A 15,802-nucleotide genomic window follows, 5' to 3' on the forward strand; every position below is an offset into this window, starting at 1 on the left:
CCTCTCGTGCATCAGTAGAACAGCCGTCGGAAGCGGGTCGAGTAGGCGAGCGAGGAGGTGCGCTGCCCGCGGACGACGGCGGGCACGCCCGCGACGATCGTCATCGCCTCCACGTCCGTGCGCACCAGCGAGCACGCACCGACGACGGCGCCGCGGCCGATCGAGACCCCCGCGACCACGGTCGTGCGCGAGGCCAGCCAGGCGTGGTCGCCGATGGTCACCGGCTCCTCGACGGCCTCGAAGGTGTCGGACTGCGGCAGGTGGTACGCGGTGATGATGTGGGTGTCGCTCGCGATCGCGACGTCGTCGCCGATCGTGATCCCGCCCCGCGCGTCGAAGAAGCAGCGGAAGCCGATCGAGCAGTTCTCGCCGATCACCAGGCGGTCGATGTCGAGGATCGACGTGCCGCGGCCGATCGAGGTGCCCGCGCCGATCCTCGCGCCCCACAGCCGCAGCACGCCCAGACGCACGAGGTGGGAGGGGACGTGCGTGGCGACGATGTTGAAGGCGGCGATCCCGAGCTGCCGCCAGGCGCGGCCGGCGATCCCGGTCACGAGGGCATCAGCTCCCGCTTCGAGTCGTCCGCACTGGCCGCGGGCTCCTCCGGGCGGACCTGCGCGATCGCCTCGACGTAGGCGCGGCTCTCGTAGCCGTAGGCGCGGCCGCGGTCATCGGTCGCGGCGAGCAGATTCACCACGACGCCCACGAGCGGGGCGTGCACGCGCTGCAGGGCGTCCTTCGCGTTGGTGAGCTGCGGCCGCTTGACGAGCGCCGAGCCGACGACGAAGAGCACCGCGTCGGCCGCCCGCGCGAGCACGAGCGAGTCGGCGACGGGGAGCACGGGCGGGGCGTCGAGGACCACGTAGTCGGCCTCGGCGTGCAGCTCTTGCAGGATGCGGTCGAAGGTCGGCGAGGCGAGCAGCTCCGCCGGGTTCGGCGGGGTGCGGCCGGACGCGAGCACGCGGAGCGAGCCGCTCTCGCCGACCGGCTGGAGGAGGTCCTTCGCGGCGGCCCGGCCCAGCAGCGCGTCGGTGAGGCCGACGCCGGTCTCGAGCCCCAGCCGCTCCGACAGCCGCGACACCCGCAGGTCCGCGTCGACGAGGATCACGGACTTCCCGGCCGCGGCGAGGCTCGCGGCGAGGCTGAGCGAGATCGTCGACTTCCCCTCCCCGGGGATCGAGGAGGTGACCAGGATGATCCGCCGCGGCGACCCGCCGATGTCGACGAAGGTGAGGTTGGTGCGCAGCGCCCGGATCGCCTCGCCGAAGGAGGAGCGCAGCGCCGCCTCCTCGATCAGCGGGACGGTGCCGAGATTGCGGGTCCGCGGGATCGTCCCGAGCAGTGGCACGCCGAGCAGCGCCTCCGCCTGCGCCGCCTGCCGCACCCGCTGGTCGAGTGCGTTCAGGAGGAGAGCCAGCCCGACGCCGAGCAGGATCCCGGCGAGCCCGCCCGCGAGGAGGACGAGCGGGATCGACGGCCACGACGGCGCCGCGGGCGGTGCGGCCTCCTCCAGCGGCGTGACCGTGACGACGGGGTCGCGTCCGGCGAGCGGCCGCTCGAGCGTCTCGGTGATCGTCGAGGAGAGCGAGGACGCGACCGCGTTCACGAGGTCGGCGGCCTCCTCGGCCGACCCGGACTCCGCTGAGAGGTTGATGATCAGGCTGTCGAGCTCGACCGTGGAGGACACCCGCGTCGCCAGCTCCGCGGAGGTGGTCTGCAGCCCGAGGTCCTCGATGACCGCGTCGAGCACGATCGGCAGCGTCGCCACCGCGGCGTAGGACTCCACGCGGCTCTGCGTGTAGGTGGACCCCTGCAGCAGATCGGTCGCGGAGCCCGAGGCCTGGTTCGAGACGAACAGCCGCGCGGTCGCGGTGTACTGCGGCGCCGTGAGCAGCAGCGCCCCGCAGCCGGTCAGCAGGCCGACGGCGAGCACGCTCACCACGAGCGCCCAATAGCGCTGCCAGATCTGCACGAGTTCTCGGAGGTTCATGGGGCTTCTCTCGTCGTGTCCCGGAGCACCGCGTCAGCCCTCGAGAGCGGCGCGGACGCGCTCGGAGACGATCGGTGCGATGGCGGTGGCGTAGTCGTCGGTGATGTGCTGCTCGTCCGCCCGGACGAGGGTGCCGCCGGCGAACGCCGGGCACAGGTCGGCGCTGGCGCAGAACAGGTCGCGGGTCTCCACCAGCCGCGCGGAGGGGGACGCCGCCACGGCCTCGGTGACGGCGTCGAGCTGCGAGAACCAGGTCTCGCTGACCGGCGCCGCGCAGTCGGACGGCGAGGCGACGCGGGTGTAGCAGGTCGCCACCGCCTGGCCCCGGGGCGGCGTCATCAGCACGACGGTCCGGGCGTCGCCGACCTCGGCGAGGCTCCGCTCGAGGCCCTCGGTCCAGCGCGCCTGCGCGGTCGAGCGGTCCTCCGGGATCAGCTGGAGCATCTCGACCTCGGCGTCCGAGACGATCACGGCGGCGGGCCGGAGCGCCGCGATGCGCTCCAGCGTCCAGCGGCGGTGGTCGTCGCAGGTCGCGGGGAAGCCGGGGGCCGGGTCGGCGGTGACGGTCCCGGTGACCGGCAGGTCGGCGAACGGGCAGAGCGCTCCCGTCAGCAGCCGCACCCGGTACCCCTGCTCGTTGAGCGAGCCCGCGAGCGCGGGAACCCAGGCGAGGGCGACGGAGTCGCCGACGACGACGGCGGTCCTCGGGAGCGACGCGTCGCCGATCACGCAGTCGTCCTCGTTCGCCGCGTCCACCGTGATGCAGGTCCGGGCGAGGGCGCCGCCGAAGGCCGCGTCCCCCGCGTCGATCGCCTCCGCGACCGGCTCCGGCCAGGAGACCGCCGACGAGGCTGCACCGAGCGCGGCGGTGACCTGATCGAGCCCGTCGAGCCACTCGGGCACGGCCGGCGCGGCGCCCGGCTCGACGGCCGTCGACGCGGAGACCCCGGCGACGGCGACGCTGTCGCGCGGGAGCACGAGCACGACGGCGGTCGTCACGAGCGCCGCGGCGGCGAGGCCGAGCGCGACCCAGCGGGGCCAGCCCTCGCTCCCGCGCCGGTCGGTGCGGCGGGCCCGCGGCTCGAGCCAGCGGCTGCGGCGCACGGGCTCCTCGACGCCGTAGTGGCTCGCGGTGGCGAGGACGAGGGCGAGCGGGATCGCTCCGGCGAGGTACCAGGGCGAGTCGTGGCCGACGAGCGCGGCGAGGAAGACGAAGACCGGCCAGTGCCAGAGGTAGAGCGAGTAGGAGATCCGCCCGAGGAACCGCGAGACCGGGTTGCTCAAGAGGACGACGTGGGAGGGTCCGCCCTCTCCGGCGACGATGATCGCCGCGGTCGCCAGGGTCGGGAGCAGCGCCGCGACGCCCGGGTACGGGGTCTGCGGAGTGAGCACGAACGACGCGGTGACGAGCACCGCGACGCCCAGCCAGCCGAGCACCGGGCGCAGCCGGTCCGGGATCCGGCGCCAGTGCGCCGCCCCGAGGAACAGGAGCGCCCCGAGGGCCAGCTCCCACGCGCGGGTCAGCGTCGAGAGGTAGGCGACCCCGGGCGACAGCTCGGACTCCACGACCCCCCAGGCGAAGGAGGCCGCCGCGACGACGGCGACCAGCGCGACGACCGCGCGCGACGACGGCGGCCAGACCCGCTGATCCGCCGGCCCGCGCCGGCGCCGGGCGACCGCGCGCGCGATCCCGAAGCCGACCAGGACCAGCAGCGGCCAGACGAGGTAGAACTGCTCCTCGACCGCCAGCGACCAGTAGTGCAGCAGCGGCGACTGCGGCGCCCAGGTGGCGAAGTAGTCGGTGCCGTTCAGGACGAAGTTCCAGTTCGCGCTGACCAGCGCCGCCCAGACCCCGTCCACGAGGATCGACTCCGCCCGGGCCCGGCCGAAGACCAGGAAGCCGGCCAGCACCGTCACCGCGATGACGACCGCGGCGGCCGGGGCGAGCCGGCGGAACCGGCGGACGTAGAACGTCGGCAGCGAGATCCGGCGCGAGCGGGTGTACTCGTTCACCAGGAGCCCCGTGATCAGGAATCCGGAGAGCACGAAGAACGCGTCGAGGGCGACGAAGCCGCCGATCGGCACCTCCGCGAAGTGGGTGAGGAGGATCAGCACGACGGCGAGCGCGCGCAGTCCCTCGAGGTCCGCGCGGTAGCTCGAGCCACCCGGCGAACGCGGCGCGGTGAAGGGTCTGGACACCGTGCACCTCGCGTTCTCGATGGGGTCGGGAAGGCATTCACGGCGCGCCGATACGACCGACGGAATGTCCTGTTTCTCGCTGTCGACGACGACTCGGCATCACTGTAGTGCGACGCCTTCTTCACGCCTACCATCGCATTCGCCCGGTATGCCCTCTCGAAGAGCGAAGAGGAGCGATCGGTGAATCCGCGGAGCAGACGGGTGACCATGACACGCCATTCCGACGACGAGCAGTCCGACCGGAGAGAACCTCTCGAGCGGGTGACGGTGCTCCATGTCTGCGAGCGCTTCGGCGGCGGTCTCGCCGACGCGATCTCGAGCTTCGCCGCGGCCGATGCGGGGATCCGCCACGTCCTGCTCTACGCCGCCAGTCCGGAGGTTCCGCTGCCGGTCTCGGCGCACGCGCTCTTCGACGAGGTCCTCGAGCTGCCGGCCGGCCACCTCGCCCGCGTGCTCGCCGTGCGCAGCGCCGTCCACCGCACCCGCGCCTCGATCGTGCACTCGCACTCCGCATTCGCGGGTCTCTACGCCCGCCTGGCCGTCTCGCGGCACGGCACGGCCCAGGTGCATTCGCCGCACTGCTTCCCCTTCGAGCGGGCGGATCGCGGGCCGTCGGCGCTCCGTGCGTTCCACCTGATCGAGTGGGTCCTGGCGCGCAACACCAGCCTCTTCGTGACCTGCTCCGAGAACGAGCTGCGCCGCGCGCGAGCGCTCGGCGGCGCCCCCGCCACCTGGGTGGTGAACTGCGCCAACGGCGTCCCGGCCCAGTTCATTCGCGACAACATCAGTGATTCCCCACCGGGATCAGAAGATATCGGGCATGATTCCGCACGCATCGTCGGAGTGGGCCGAATAGCCCCGCAGAAGGGCCCGGACATCTTCGCGAAGACCGCGAGGACTATCGCCGGACAAGGAGTTCTGGCGCGATTCCACTGGGTCGGTCGCGGAAACTCGGACGACCTCACGAATGATCTCGAGGAATCGGGTGTCGAAGTGACCGGCTGGCTCTCCAAGGAGAGCGGTCTCTCCGTTCTCGCGGGCGCGAGCGTCTATCTGCACACGGCCCGCTGGGAGGGCTTCCCGGTGTCCCTGCTCGAAGCCGTGGCGCTCGGCGTGCCGGTCGTCGTCCTCCGCCGGCCGTACGCCGAGTCACTCCCCGAGGAGCTGCTCGCGGAGGAGCACGAGCTCGCCGACCGGATCGCCCGCCTCCTCGGGGACGCCGACCTGCGCCGGAGGAACGTCGCCCTGGCCCGCGACGCCCTCTGCTCGCACGTCCCCGGCCGCCAGCGGGAGCAGCTGCAGGACGCCTACCTCTCCCTGACGGCGTCGAAGGCGCGGCCGCGCACCGCGCCGGAGCCGGTCCCCGCCCTGCGCTTCCCCGCCGAGAAGGCCTCCTGACCCGTCGACTTGCGACGTCCTGAGCCCCGATCGGGGGCCGCCCTCTCCCCGGAGAGCGGATCTCGATACGCCCGCGGAGCGGGCTACTCGATCAGCATGAAGCGCAGGCGCCCGCCCCCCATGCTGGTCGAGTAGCCCCGCAGGGGCGTATCGAGACCCACCGTCGCCAACAGCCCGGGTCTGCAGCCCCGCGCGCCGCGCAGCCGACCCGGGGTCGTCCGCTTCAGTGCGCCGCGTCGTACGCGGCCTGCACGTCCGCGGGCACCCGACCGGAGCGGGGGACCTCGTAGCCGTGCCGTCGCGCCCAGTGCCGGATCGCGGCGAGCATCTCGGGGCTCTTCCGCCCGGCGCTCGCGGCGATCGACGTCACCCGGGAGCGGGCCGGCGCCTCGGACAGCGGACGGGCCGCGTCCACGAACGGCGCGAGCGCGCGGTGCAGGTGCCCGATGTTGGCCGCCGACAGGTCGATCTCGTACGCGTCGTCCCCGACGGAGAAGGACACCGTCCCGCCGCGCCCGGCGGCGATGGGTGCACCGGTGAGATCGTCCACGAGCACGACCTGGGAGACCACGGGATCCGACCACCTTTCACGGGAGGAGCAGTGCGGCCGGACGGACGCACGCGCACGTCCATGGAACCAGATGCGGGCGCGCCTCGGTGCCCGGCGCGGTCCGACGACGGGACGGCGGCCGGCGAGAGCGACGTCGAAACCTCTTGAGAACAGCCTCCGATCAGCACCTTCAGCGGCGTCCTGTGCGATTCGCCCCCGCCGCGGCCGGGTCGTCACGGTGCCCTCAGAAGCAGCGGTCGGGGCGAGTAGTGGCCGGGACGCGCGAAGTCAACTAAGTTGACTTCACTGCTCGACCACCCTGAAGGAGGACGCATGTCCACGACCGCCCCACTCACCGCCCAGAGCTCGATCGGGGAATGGCTGAACCACCCCGAGGGCTCCGCGCTCATCCGCGACGTGCTCGGCGGCGCCGCCGGCGGCTTCGACGAGGCGAAGCTGGCGCCGGTGCGCTCCCTGCCGCTGCAGCAGCTGGTCGCGCTGAGTCAGGGGCAGCTCCCGCAGAGCGTCGTCGACGACCTGGTGCTGCGGGCGAACGGCGGCGTCATGCCCGAGGCCGCGAAGAGCACGGGCTGGCGCGAGAGCGTCACCCCCGGGCGCTTCGCAGGGAGGACCGTGATCGTCACCGGTGCGGCGTCCGGGATCGGCCGCGCCACCGCCTCCCGCATCGCCCGCGAAGGCGGCCGGGTCGTCGCCGTGGACATCTCGGCCGAGCGGCTCCAGGAGTTCGCAGCCTCGCTGCCCGACGCCGAGATCGTGCCCGTCGCCGGCGACATCACGAAGCAGGACGACATCGACGCGATCGTCGCGGCGGCCGGCGAGCGGATCGACGGCCTCGCCAACATCGCCGGGATCAACGACGACTTCTCCCCCGCCCACGAGACCTCGGACGCGGTGTGGGACCGGGTGATCGCCATCAACCTCACCGGCGGCTTCAAGCTCTCCCGAGCCGTGCTCCCCGCGATGCTCGCGGCCGCGGCCGGATCGATCGTCAACGTCGCCTCCGAGGCGGGGCTGCGCGGCAACGCGTCCGGCAACGCCTACACGGTCTCCAAGCACGGCGTCGTCGGGCTCACCAGGAGCGCCGCGTTCATGTACGCGGGCAGCGGGATCCGCGTGAACGCCGTCGCGCCCGGCGGCGTCGCCACCGGCATCCCGTTCCCGCCGAACGTCTCCGAGACCGGCAGTGCCCGGCTCGCCCCGTTCCAGAGCGCGATCCCCTCCGTCGCCTCCGCGGAGCAGCTGGCGGCGTCGATCACCTTCCTGCTCAGCGACGACGGCGTGAACATCAACGGGGCGATCCTGCCCAGCGACGGCGGCTGGTCCGTGCAGTAGTCAGGCGGACGCCGGCGGGCCGGACCGGTCCGCGGGAGTGAGCAGGCCCTGCAGTGCGTCGCCGTAGCGCTCGACGATCTGCTCGTGGTCGGTGGCGAGGAGCACCTCGTCGCCGACCACCCACATCGAGTGCAGCAGTCCGCCGACGAGCGCCGCGGCCAGGCGTGCGCGCAGGTCCGCGTCCGGCCCCGTCATGCGGGCCCGCAGCGGAGCCACGAACGCCTCCTCGTGCACGGCGTGCAGCCGGGCGCCGATCGCCGGCTCGCTCCCGCCGCGCACCAGCGCGAGGAAGACGGCCTGCGTGTCGCGCTCGTCCGCGAGCAGGGAGGCGACGAAGCTGCGCCCGAAGTCCCGTAGCGGCACGTCCAGCTCCGGGCGGTCCTGGATGCTCACCTGCATCACCTCGAGGAACAGAGCCTCCTTCGACCCGAACCGGCGGACGACGACGGCGGGATCCACCTGCGCCTCCGCCGCGATCTCGCGGACGGTGACCCGCGAGTAGCCGCGCTCCCGGAACAGCCGCTCCCCCGCCGCGCGGATGCTCGCGCTGAGGGCGGCAGGAGAACGGCGAGGCATGGTGGTCGATCGTACCCGCGAGGTGCCGGACGAGGCGCGCCGAGCAGTTCGTCGACTCCGCGTGACGGGGGCGGTCACGGCTCGGTTCAGCGCTGCCGGCGGGCGCATCCGGCCTACCCTGCCGACATGGCCCTGCATCTGCGACAGATCGTGCTCGACGCCGAGAACGCGCGAGAGCTCGCCGCGTTCTACCTCGCCCTGCTGGACGGCGAGTACCGACCCGGGGACGAGCCGGCCGCAGACGGCTCCGACGACGACGCCGAGTGGGTCGCGATCCGCACCTCCGAAGGGGTCGGCATCACGGTGCAGCGGGTGGACGAGCTGCCCCGGGTGACCTGGCCGGACGGGCCGGTGCGCCAGCAGCTGCACCTCGACTTCACCGTCACGGATGCGGAGGAGCTCGAGCGGCAACGTGCGCGAGCGGTCGCCCTGGGCGCCACGGTCATCGACGATCAGAGCGCAGATCCGGAGGAGGCGCTGTACGTCCTCGCCGATCCGGCCGGTCACCCGTTCTGCATCTTCGTCGCAGACGACGGAACAGCACAGCCGAGCAGTCCGTGACCCGCCGGGCCATCGACTCCCTCGCCACCTCGTCGGAGCGGCCGGCGAGGAAACCCTCTGCGGCCGGCGGTGTCGCACCGAGCGATCATCAGCGGAACACTCCACAGCGGTCGACCTCGCCGCCCGGCGGCTCGTGCCGATCAGCGCCCCTGCTTCTCCGGAGTCAGCTGCCCGTGAGCTGCGACACCCGGCCTCGGGACACGCCGAGGATCGCCGCGGAATCCGTCACGGAGTAACCGGCTTCACGCAGTCGTCGCGCTGCGGCACGCGAGCGAACCGCAGCGGCGACGGACGCCTGAGCCGCCTGCTCGGTCGCGCGTCGCGCTTCGATGATCTCGGCGCCGAGCGGACCGATCTCCGGAACGACGGTCACGTCCCATCCGCTGTGGTCGACGCTCGGATCGACGGTGTCGAGATAGTCGCGCACCTGCTGCACGGCCTTGTCGAGCGCGCTGACCTGGGTCACGGTCTCGCCGTCGATCCACAGCTCCCAGCCGTGCTCCCAGTGATGGGCCGTGACCGTGATGCTCATCGCTCGTCCTCCTTCGCCGCCTCGATCGCGTTCAACGCCTTGCGCACGAGTCCCGGCGAGACGTCCCGAGTCTGCGTGAGGACCACATGATGCCTGCCGTTGCACGACCACACCTCGTGGTCACCCTTCCCCTCTCGGGAAGTGAAGCCCGCAGCCCGCAACAGCGCCACCAGCTCCCTGTACCGCATCGGCTTGACCACGACCATAATTTACCCGGGCTCAACCGGCAACGGCGAGCCCGGATGGATGAGCGCGAGCGGTCACCCCGTCGGGCACGATCCGTCCCGTCGGCACGCCGCCGGTCCCCGGCGTCTCGAGCGGAGGGGGCGGCTCGGATGCCGGCGGAGGGTGGGGAGGAGACCGACGCCCAGGGGGAGATGGGTCTCCTTGGAAGAGACGCCCGCAGACATGCTGGTCGAGTAGCCCCGCAGGGGCGTATCGAGACCCACCACCGCCTGGACGTCTGCCTCTTCCCGCCCTGCGCCGGCGCCGAAGGCGCCCCCAGGGCCGCGCGTCGGCTCCGGGCGCCCGGGCAGGTGGGACGCCGCCGACCCGACGTCGCCCGAAGTGCTCAGTGTCGCCTCAGCGCGCCAGCAGCCCGAACGACCCGATGACGACCGGCACCACCGCGACGGCCAGCAGGAGGTAGGACAGCACGAGCCCCACCGTCGACTCGCGGCGAGGGCCCTCGCGTCGTCGCGCCACGTGACCGACGACGACGCCGGCCAGCGGGAGGACGTACTGCAGCGTCGTCGCGATCCCGATCACCAGGGGATCGCCCCGCCACAGGCGAGCCACCGCCAGGTATCCGATCGCGTACGACACGACGGCGAGAACGCCCAGCACGAGCGACGCCCGCGTCCACCCGCGTCCGGTCCGCCGTGCAGTGCCCGTCTCCTTCATCACACTCATGCCTCCACTGTACGAAGCGACCCTCGCGTTCCGTGGGCTCGGACCCGCACGAGGGCGGGGCGGAGGACGCGGATCCCGCCTCAGCGGAGCGGTCGGCGGTACGGGGTCGCGACGCGGAGCATCAGCGCTCCCGCGAAGGCGAGGAAGGCGGCGCCGATCAGCCCGAAGCCCGGCGGGTCGTCCGCCGAGGTGTGACCGCCGTTGATCATCGGGGTGAAGGCGGAGTCGATCAGCGCACTCGACGCCAGCACCGCGACGAGCGCGAGGCCCGCGGTGCCGAGGCGTCGCCCCGCTGCGACGGCGGCGACGATCACGACGAGCGCGAGCAGCACCTCCACGAACCACACCCAGTACGGCAGGAGCCACGCCGGCGACGGCGCCTCGTACTGCAGGAAGTCGCACGCCGCGCTCTCGAACCCCTCGGACCAGCAGGGCGCCCAGAAGTTCGCCGCGCCGATCCCCTGCACCGCCGCATGGCCCATCAGCAGGACACCGACCGCCACCGCGAGCACGGCCAGCAGGATCGACCGCCGCCGCTGGGACCGGACGGGCACGGCTCTCGTCATCGCCACGGTCGGGAGAGTAGAGCCGCTGGGTGAACAGCGGGCGGACTCCCCTCCACCGGACGGGGAGATCGGGCAGCGACCGGGGAGTCGAGGTGGCGCTCGATCGCGGGGTCAGAGTCGGGGTGGCGTCGCCCGCGATCGAGCCGTGGGTCACCGGGGCGAGGGAGACCGCAGCGGCCTCACCCGGAGGTGAGGCCGTCAGGACGAGGACGCCTCAGCTCCGATGCGAAGAAGCCGGTGATCCGGTCGAGCGCCTCGAGGACCACGGCCCGATCGCGCCCGGCGAGGAGATCGTGGTCCGAGCCGACGAAGACGTGGTGCTCCGTGCGCACGCCCCCGCTCCGGAGCCGCGCGGCGAGCTCGGCGCCCTCGGGGGCGAGGGTGTCGTCTCCTCCGGTCAGCACGAGCGTCGGCGGCATCGCCGCAGGCAGCGCGAGGTCGCGGGACGGCGACGCGAGAGGCTCCTGCTGGCGCGGGACGTCCGGGAAGTACGCCCAGCCGACGAAACGCTGGACGAACGGGCTGATCGCCGGACGAGGGACGCCCGACGTCCGGTCCGTCCGGATCACGTCCGTCACCGGGACGACGAGCGCGACGGCCAGCGGAGCCGGCAGCGACGCCGCGTGCAGCTGCTGGCAGATGTTGATCGCGAGCTTCGCCCCGGCGCTGACGCCGCCGAGCAGGAGCCGGTCCCCGGACCATCCGGCGCCGGTCTCTGCCTGGAGCCAGCGGGCGATGTCGCAGACCTCCTCCTCGGCGACCGGATACTGCACGCGCGGCCCGGTGTCGTAGTCCGGCAGCACCACGACGGCACCGAGCCGATCGGCCATCGCCCGCGCGATGTGCAGGTCCTGCTCGGGGTAGCGGTTGACGAAGCCGCCGCCGTGCAGCTGCAGCACGACCGGAGCGTCCGGGTCGTCGGCAGCGGGACGCTGCACCACCGCGCGCACGACGCCGTGCCGGGTCGGGATCCGCAGGCCGGTCGGGGCGGGCAGTCGGGTGCTCGGCTCCGGGAGACCGCGGGGCGCTCCGACGCGGACCCGCGACCCGATCTGCGCGAGGGCCCAGAACAGCGGGCTGAGGGGACGGCGGACGGTCACGCCTCCACCGTAGAGCGGCCGCGGGGGTGGCGCCTGCAGGACGATCCCCCACCGGGACGGCGCCCGGCCTAAGGTCCCGGTGTGAGCATCGAGCACGACTCCCTCCCGCCGAGCGGTGAGCCGTCCGCGGAGGCAGGGCCTCCGCTCGACGAGCGGCTGACCGAGGACGAGCTCCGCCGCTGGTACCGGCTCCGCGACGAGCTCGCCGCCTTCGCCCGCGCCCGCGGAGTGAGCGCCTCGGGCCCGGACGGCGACCGCGCCGGGCTCCTCGCCGCCTGGCAGGAGTACCGGGCACTGCCCGCCGACGCCCGCCCCCGCGCCTGAGGGTCCTGGCCGGACGGCGCTGCGGTCGACCCTGGGCGCGCTTGACTCTGACGCTGCGTCAACCCGTAGCGTCGCTTCCGTCGCCCCGGGATCCGCCCGGCAGGCGGGAACGGAGGACGCGGTGGAGCCGAAGGGCCGGCGCAGGAGTGGTCCGCGCACGAGGTGGCGCGGCTGGCCGGCACGACCAGCCGGACGCTGCGGCACTACGGCGCCGAGGGGCTGCTGCCGCCGAGCCGGCTGGGCGCGAACGGGTACCGCTACTACGACGCGGCCGCGCTGGTGACGCTGCAGCGGATCCTGCTGCTGCGCGACCTCGGTGTCGGGCTGTCCGAGATCGGGCGGATCCTGCGCCGCGACACCGAGCCGGCGGTGGCCCTCGAGCGGCACCTCGACGTGCTGCGGGAGGAGCGCCGGCGGCTGGACCGCCGCATCCGCGCGGTCGCCGGGACCGTCGCGACGATGAGAGAAGGGACCGGGCCGATGGCCGAGGAGATGTTCGACGGGTTCGACCACGCGGAGCACCGCGAGGAGGTGGAGCGCCGCTGGGGCGCGCCGGCCTACGCCGACAGCGACCGCTGGTGGCGCTCGATGACCGCGGAGGAGCGGGAGCAGTGGCTCCGGCGGCAGGCGGACCTCGCCGGCGCCTGGACCGCCGCGGCGGCGAGCGGCGCGGACCCGGCCGGCGAGGAGGCGCTCGCGCTCGCCGAGCGGCAGCGCGCGTGGCTCGCCGACGTGCCGGGCACGCCCCGCGACGCGTCCGGCACCCCGAGCGACGAGTACCTGCTCGGCCTCGGCGAGCTGTACGTCGCCGACGAACGCTTCGCCGCGCATTACGGCGGAGTGGCCGGCGCCCGCTTCGTCCGCGACGCTCTGCGGGCCCTGGTCGATCGGGAGAACTGACGCGACGGCGCGTCCGACACCGCACCTCCGGCTCGCGGAATCCCCTCCGGCTCGTCGTTCCGGCCGTTTCCAGTGAGCCCGAGCGCATTCCGCGAGCCGGAGCACACCCGCCACCACCTCGGGCACGCGATCCGCCCTCCGGCTCGTCGATCCGCCCGTTTCCAGCGAGCCCGAGCGCATTCCGCGAGCCGGAGCGCACCCGCCACCACCTCGGGCACGCCATTCGCCCTCCGGTACGTCGATCCGCGCGAATCCCACGAGCCCGAGCGCATTCCGCGAGCCCGAGTACGGCCCCACAGGGGACCTGCGGACCTGCGCTCTCCGCAACGGGTCCTCGATGCGCGCCACGGCCTTGGCAGGACGACGGCCGCCGAGTTGGATGGCAGGATGCTGACCCTCCTCCCGCCGATCTCGGAGCCCTGGACGGTCACGGGTCTGGGCCGCACCGACGACGGTCCGCTCGACGAGGTGCTGATCGCCGTCGACCGTGGAACGAAGGAGCACCGCGTCACGATTCGCACGATGCGGCGCACCGGCACGCGGCTGGGACCTCGGGGCTCCGTCCACGGGACGGTGACGGACTCGGTCGCGACCGCGAGCCTGGCCGTCGGCTGCCTGCTCCTGGACGTGCTGCCCACCGACCTGCCGACGCAGGAGGCGCGCGCCGCGATGAGGGCGACGGAGGAACGAGCTCAGGCTCTCGCCCGCGACCGGGACGGGTGGAACGTCACCGCGCTCCCCCTCGACGGCGTCGACTACGCCCTGTTCACCCGCAGCATCCCCGAGGGGAGCGTCGCCCACTCCGACCTCGGCTGGGCCACCGTCGCGATGTGGAGCCGCGGCCCTCTCCACGAGGGCCCCTTCCGACTGGCGGACGTCGAGCCGGGCGACGACCTCGGCGAGCACTGACATGCCCGATCCCCGTTCGGGACCGCGCGGCGCTACTGTTCGGGCATGATCTCCCCCGAGCACTTCCTGGCGTTCGCCCTCGCGTCGGTGGCCCTGATCGTGATCCCCGGGCCGAGCGTCCTCTTCACGATCAGCCGGTCGATCGCCTACGGCCGCCGGGCGGGGGTGCTGAGCCTGCTCGGGAACGCGCTCGGGATCATGCCGGCCATCTTCGCCGTGGCCTTCGGGGTGGGCGCCGTCGTGGCGGCGTCGGTCGTGGCCTTCACCGTCCTCAAGCTCGCGGGAGCCGTCTACCTGGTGTGGCTCGGCGTGCAGGCGATCCGCCACCGCCACGCGCACGCCGGCACGGCAGCCACTGCCCCGGCGTCGTCGTGGACCCTGCTGCGCCAGGGTTTCGTCGTCGGCCTCACGAACCCGAAGACCGTCGCCTTCTTCGTCGCCGTCCTCCCCCAGTTCGTGGATCCGGGCGCCGGCCCCGTCTGGGCGCAGCTGCTGCTGCTCGGCTTCACCTTCCAGGCCCTCGCGCTGATCTGCGACAGCGTCTGGGCGCTGGCAGCGGGCACCGCGCGCTCGTGGTTCGCGTCGTCGCCGAAGCGGATGTCGACCCTCACCGGCACCGGCGGCGTGATGATGATCGGCCTCGGCGGCACGCTCGCGCTGACCGGGTCCAAGAGCTGATCGGGTCCGCGGGCTGACCGTCGAGATCCCGGGCTGCGCGAAGGCCCGCTCCCGGATCCGGGGGCGGGCCTTCGCGGTCGAGATCGTCCCGGGAAGCTACACGCCGCGGCTGGCCCAGACGGCGACGCCGAGTCCGTCGTACTCGACGAGGTTGCCGTCGTTCTGCATGACGAGGCGGTAGGGCTCGCCGGTCTCACTCGGCTTCGGCATGTTGGACCAGTAGCCCTGGCCCTCGCCGGAGCCGGGGGCGTAGACGACGAGGTAGCCGATGTCCAGGCCGACGATGCTGCCGGGGATCGAGGTGCCGGTCGACCAGTCGGCGCCGCGGGCGCCGTAGACGACGAAGTTGCCGTCGCGCTGCATCACGGCCCGCCAGGCGCCGTTCGCCGAGGTCAGCTGCTCGTTGCTCAGCAGGAGGTAGTTGTTCTGCAGCGTGTCGCGGCGGAGCTGTCCGGAGCTGCTCCAGAGCGGACCCCGATCGCTGGCACCGATGACGAGGTTCCCGTCGCCGCCGAGGTACATGGTGGCGCCCGGGTTGCCGTCGGTTCCGGAGGACCACTTCACCGAGCCGTCGGTGCCGTAGATCACGGCGTTGCCGTCGGTCTGCATCACGAGGCGGTTGCCGGCGCCGCTGGTGCCGGTGAACCACAGCGGGGTGCTGCCCGTGTAGACGACGAAGTTGCCGTCGGCCTGCATGATCGCGCGGCTCGGCCCGGCGGTCAGCTGCTGGCCGGCGGCGAGGGTCTGCCCGGACTCGAGCGTGAAGACGTCGGGCGCGGCGATGCGGCCGTTGACGAAGCTCGCCCAGGCGGGGGTGCCGGTGGCGCGGTAGACGACGAGGTTGCCGTCGTCCTGCATCCGGAGGGTGGAGCCGGGGTCGTTCGTCCCGGTGAACCAGACGGGACGGCCGGTGGCGTCGTAGATGACGACGTTGCCGTCGGCCTGCATGATCAGGCGGTCTCCGCGGCCCTGGGTGGCGGACTGCCAGACGACGCCGTAGGTGGCCAAGACGACCGCGTTCCCGTCGTCCTGGAACACGAAGCGGAAGGTGCCGTCGGGGGAGACGAGCGACTGGCCCCTGGTGAGCTGCTGCCCGGCGGTGAGCACGGATCCCTCGGCCGCGGCCACGGCGGCGGCCGTGATCGCGTGCGGCGCGCTCGCGGCGAGGGCCGGAGCCGCGCCGGCGAAGAGGCCGCCGGTCAGCGCCAGGGCGGCGAGTCCGGAGACGAGGGGACGGGAGAGGGAAGGCGTCAT

18 protein-coding genes are annotated in these 15,802 nt (G+C 73.1%); 7 read left to right on the plus strand and 11 right to left on the minus strand.

Features of this window, described 5'->3' with window-relative positions; genetic code table 11:
• Positions 1-11 precede the first annotated feature (11 nt).
• From MT350_RS08715 to MT350_RS08725, 3 genes are read right to left on the minus strand one after another with little or no spacing between them, the layout of a single operon-like run.
• On the minus strand, positions 12-554 hold the full coding sequence (locus MT350_RS08715; protein ID WP_243599533.1) for a DapH/DapD/GlmU-related protein: 543 nt from the start codon (positions 552-554) through the stop codon (positions 12-14).
• Positions 551-1,990 (minus strand): polysaccharide biosynthesis tyrosine autokinase, encoded by a 1,440-nt coding sequence (locus MT350_RS08720; RefSeq protein ID WP_243599532.1) that lies wholly within the window; start codon positions 1,988-1,990, stop codon positions 551-553. Before MT350_RS08720 ends, MT350_RS08715 begins: the two co-directional genes overlap by 4 nt.
• Positions 1,991-2,023: 33 nt before the next feature.
• Complete coding sequence (locus MT350_RS08725; RefSeq protein ID WP_243615744.1) at positions 2,024-4,189, minus strand: acyltransferase family protein; 2,166 nt, start codon at positions 4,187-4,189, stop codon at positions 2,024-2,026.
• 207 nt (positions 4,190-4,396) lie between these two features.
• Here MT350_RS08725 and MT350_RS08730 point away from each other — a divergent pair, with 207 nt between their 5' ends.
• The gene (locus tag MT350_RS08730) at positions 4,397-5,587 is read left to right on the plus strand and encodes a glycosyltransferase (protein ID WP_243615745.1); all 1,191 of its coding nucleotides are present in this window, start codon (positions 4,397-4,399) and stop codon (positions 5,585-5,587) included.
• A gap of 223 nt (positions 5,588-5,810) precedes the next feature.
• On the opposite strand, the gene MT350_RS20045 is transcribed toward MT350_RS08730, so the two are convergent.
• Complete coding sequence (locus tag MT350_RS20045; RefSeq protein WP_123447396.1) at positions 5,811-6,158, minus strand: Lsr2 family protein; 348 nt, start codon at positions 6,156-6,158, stop codon at positions 5,811-5,813.
• 312 nt (positions 6,159-6,470) lie between these two features.
• Here MT350_RS20045 and MT350_RS08740 point away from each other — a divergent pair, with 312 nt between their 5' ends.
• The gene (locus MT350_RS08740) at positions 6,471-7,490 is read left to right on the plus strand and encodes an SDR family NAD(P)-dependent oxidoreductase (protein ID WP_243615746.1); all 1,020 of its coding nucleotides are present in this window, start codon (positions 6,471-6,473) and stop codon (positions 7,488-7,490) included.
• On the opposite strand, the gene MT350_RS08745 is transcribed toward MT350_RS08740, so the two are convergent.
• Positions 7,491-8,066 carry a TetR/AcrR family transcriptional regulator gene (locus MT350_RS08745; RefSeq protein ID WP_243615747.1) on the minus strand — a complete coding sequence of 192 codons (576 nt, stop codon included), beginning with the start codon at positions 8,064-8,066 and terminating at the stop codon, positions 7,491-7,493.
• A gap of 126 nt (positions 8,067-8,192) precedes the next feature.
• On the opposite strand from MT350_RS08745, the gene MT350_RS08750 reads away from it, so the two are divergent.
• The gene (locus MT350_RS08750) at positions 8,193-8,627 is read left to right on the plus strand and encodes a VOC family protein (protein ID WP_243615748.1); all 435 of its coding nucleotides are present in this window, start codon (positions 8,193-8,195) and stop codon (positions 8,625-8,627) included.
• A 163-nt stretch (positions 8,628-8,790) separates the two neighbouring features.
• On the opposite strand, the gene MT350_RS08755 is transcribed toward MT350_RS08750, so the two are convergent.
• The 5 genes from MT350_RS08755 to MT350_RS08775 all read right to left on the minus strand — a co-directional run bounded on the left by MT350_RS08755 (position 8,791) and on the right by MT350_RS08775 (position 11,737).
• Positions 8,791-9,159 carry an antitoxin HicB gene (locus MT350_RS08755; RefSeq protein ID WP_243615749.1) on the minus strand — a complete coding sequence of 123 codons (369 nt, stop codon included), beginning with the start codon at positions 9,157-9,159 and terminating at the stop codon, positions 8,791-8,793.
• Positions 9,156-9,359: a type II toxin-antitoxin system HicA family toxin gene (locus MT350_RS08760; protein WP_243599525.1), complete on the minus strand. Its 204-nt coding sequence runs from the start codon at positions 9,357-9,359 to the stop codon at positions 9,156-9,158. Before MT350_RS08760 ends, MT350_RS08755 begins: the two co-directional genes overlap by 4 nt.
• A gap of 382 nt (positions 9,360-9,741) precedes the next feature.
• Positions 9,742-10,071 (minus strand): hypothetical protein, encoded by a 330-nt coding sequence (locus MT350_RS08765; protein WP_243615750.1) that lies wholly within the window; start codon positions 10,069-10,071, stop codon positions 9,742-9,744.
• A gap of 80 nt (positions 10,072-10,151) precedes the next feature.
• Complete coding sequence (locus tag MT350_RS08770; RefSeq protein ID WP_243615751.1) at positions 10,152-10,625, minus strand: hypothetical protein; 474 nt, start codon at positions 10,623-10,625, stop codon at positions 10,152-10,154.
• 191 nt (positions 10,626-10,816) lie between these two features.
• Positions 10,817-11,737 (minus strand): alpha/beta hydrolase, encoded by a 921-nt coding sequence (locus tag MT350_RS08775; RefSeq protein WP_243615752.1) that lies wholly within the window; start codon positions 11,735-11,737, stop codon positions 10,817-10,819.
• Between the two features lie 81 nt (positions 11,738-11,818).
• On the opposite strand from MT350_RS08775, the gene MT350_RS20430 reads away from it, so the two are divergent.
• The 4 genes from MT350_RS20430 (at position 11,819) to MT350_RS08795 (ending at position 14,548) form a co-directional block, all read left to right on the plus strand.
• Positions 11,819-12,061 (plus strand): SAP domain-containing protein, encoded by a 243-nt coding sequence (locus MT350_RS20430; protein ID WP_243615753.1) that lies wholly within the window; start codon positions 11,819-11,821, stop codon positions 12,059-12,061.
• Positions 12,062-12,223: 162 nt separating this feature from the next.
• A complete protein-coding gene (locus MT350_RS08785) occupies positions 12,224-12,961 on the plus strand; it encodes a MerR family transcriptional regulator (protein WP_243615754.1) in 738 nt (245 codons plus the stop codon).
• A gap of 387 nt (positions 12,962-13,348) precedes the next feature.
• Positions 13,349-13,870, plus strand: a complete 522-nt coding sequence (locus MT350_RS08790) for a hypothetical protein (RefSeq protein ID WP_243615755.1) — start codon at positions 13,349-13,351, stop codon at positions 13,868-13,870.
• Between the two features lie 45 nt (positions 13,871-13,915).
• A complete protein-coding gene (locus tag MT350_RS08795; RefSeq protein WP_243615756.1) occupies positions 13,916-14,548 on the plus strand; it encodes a LysE family translocator in 633 nt (210 codons plus the stop codon).
• 96 nt (positions 14,549-14,644) lie between these two features.
• Here MT350_RS08795 and MT350_RS08800 read toward each other — a convergent pair whose 3' ends face one another.
• A complete protein-coding gene (locus MT350_RS08800) occupies positions 14,645-15,802 on the minus strand; it encodes a hypothetical protein (protein WP_243615757.1) in 1,158 nt (385 codons plus the stop codon).

Origin of the sequence: Rathayibacter sp. VKM Ac-2928, assembly GCF_022815545.1 — a bacterium.
In the GTDB taxonomy this organism is placed as follows: domain Bacteria; phylum Actinomycetota; class Actinomycetes; order Actinomycetales; family Microbacteriaceae; genus Rathayibacter; species Rathayibacter festucae.

Bases quoted from the DNA above. Each gene is read 5' to 3' on its own strand.
- MT350_RS08720 (WP_243599532.1), bottom strand. From the start codon at position 1,990: ATGAACCTCCGAGAACTCGTGCAGATCTGGCAGCGCTATTGGGCGCTC.
- MT350_RS08730 (WP_243615745.1), top strand. From the start codon at position 4,397: ATGACACGCCATTCCGACGACGAGCAGTCCGACCGGAGAGAACCTCTC.
- MT350_RS08740 (WP_243615746.1), top strand. From the start codon at position 6,471: ATGTCCACGACCGCCCCACTCACCGCCCAGAGCTCGATCGGGGAATGG.
- MT350_RS08745 (WP_243615747.1), bottom strand. From the start codon at position 8,066: ATGCCTCGCCGTTCTCCTGCCGCCCTCAGCGCGAGCATCCGCGCGGCG.
- MT350_RS08750 (WP_243615748.1), top strand. From the start codon at position 8,193: ATGGCCCTGCATCTGCGACAGATCGTGCTCGACGCCGAGAACGCGCGA.
- MT350_RS08755 (WP_243615749.1), bottom strand. From the start codon at position 9,159: ATGAGCATCACGGTCACGGCCCATCACTGGGAGCACGGCTGGGAGCTG.
- MT350_RS08765 (WP_243615750.1), bottom strand. From the start codon at position 10,071: ATGAGTGTGATGAAGGAGACGGGCACTGCACGGCGGACCGGACGCGGG.
- MT350_RS08790 (WP_243615755.1), top strand. From the start codon at position 13,349: ATGCTGACCCTCCTCCCGCCGATCTCGGAGCCCTGGACGGTCACGGGT.
- MT350_RS08795 (WP_243615756.1), top strand. From the start codon at position 13,916: ATGATCTCCCCCGAGCACTTCCTGGCGTTCGCCCTCGCGTCGGTGGCC.
- MT350_RS08800 (WP_243615757.1), bottom strand. From the start codon at position 15,802: ATGACGCCTTCCCTCTCCCGTCCCCTCGTCTCCGGACTCGCCGCCCTG.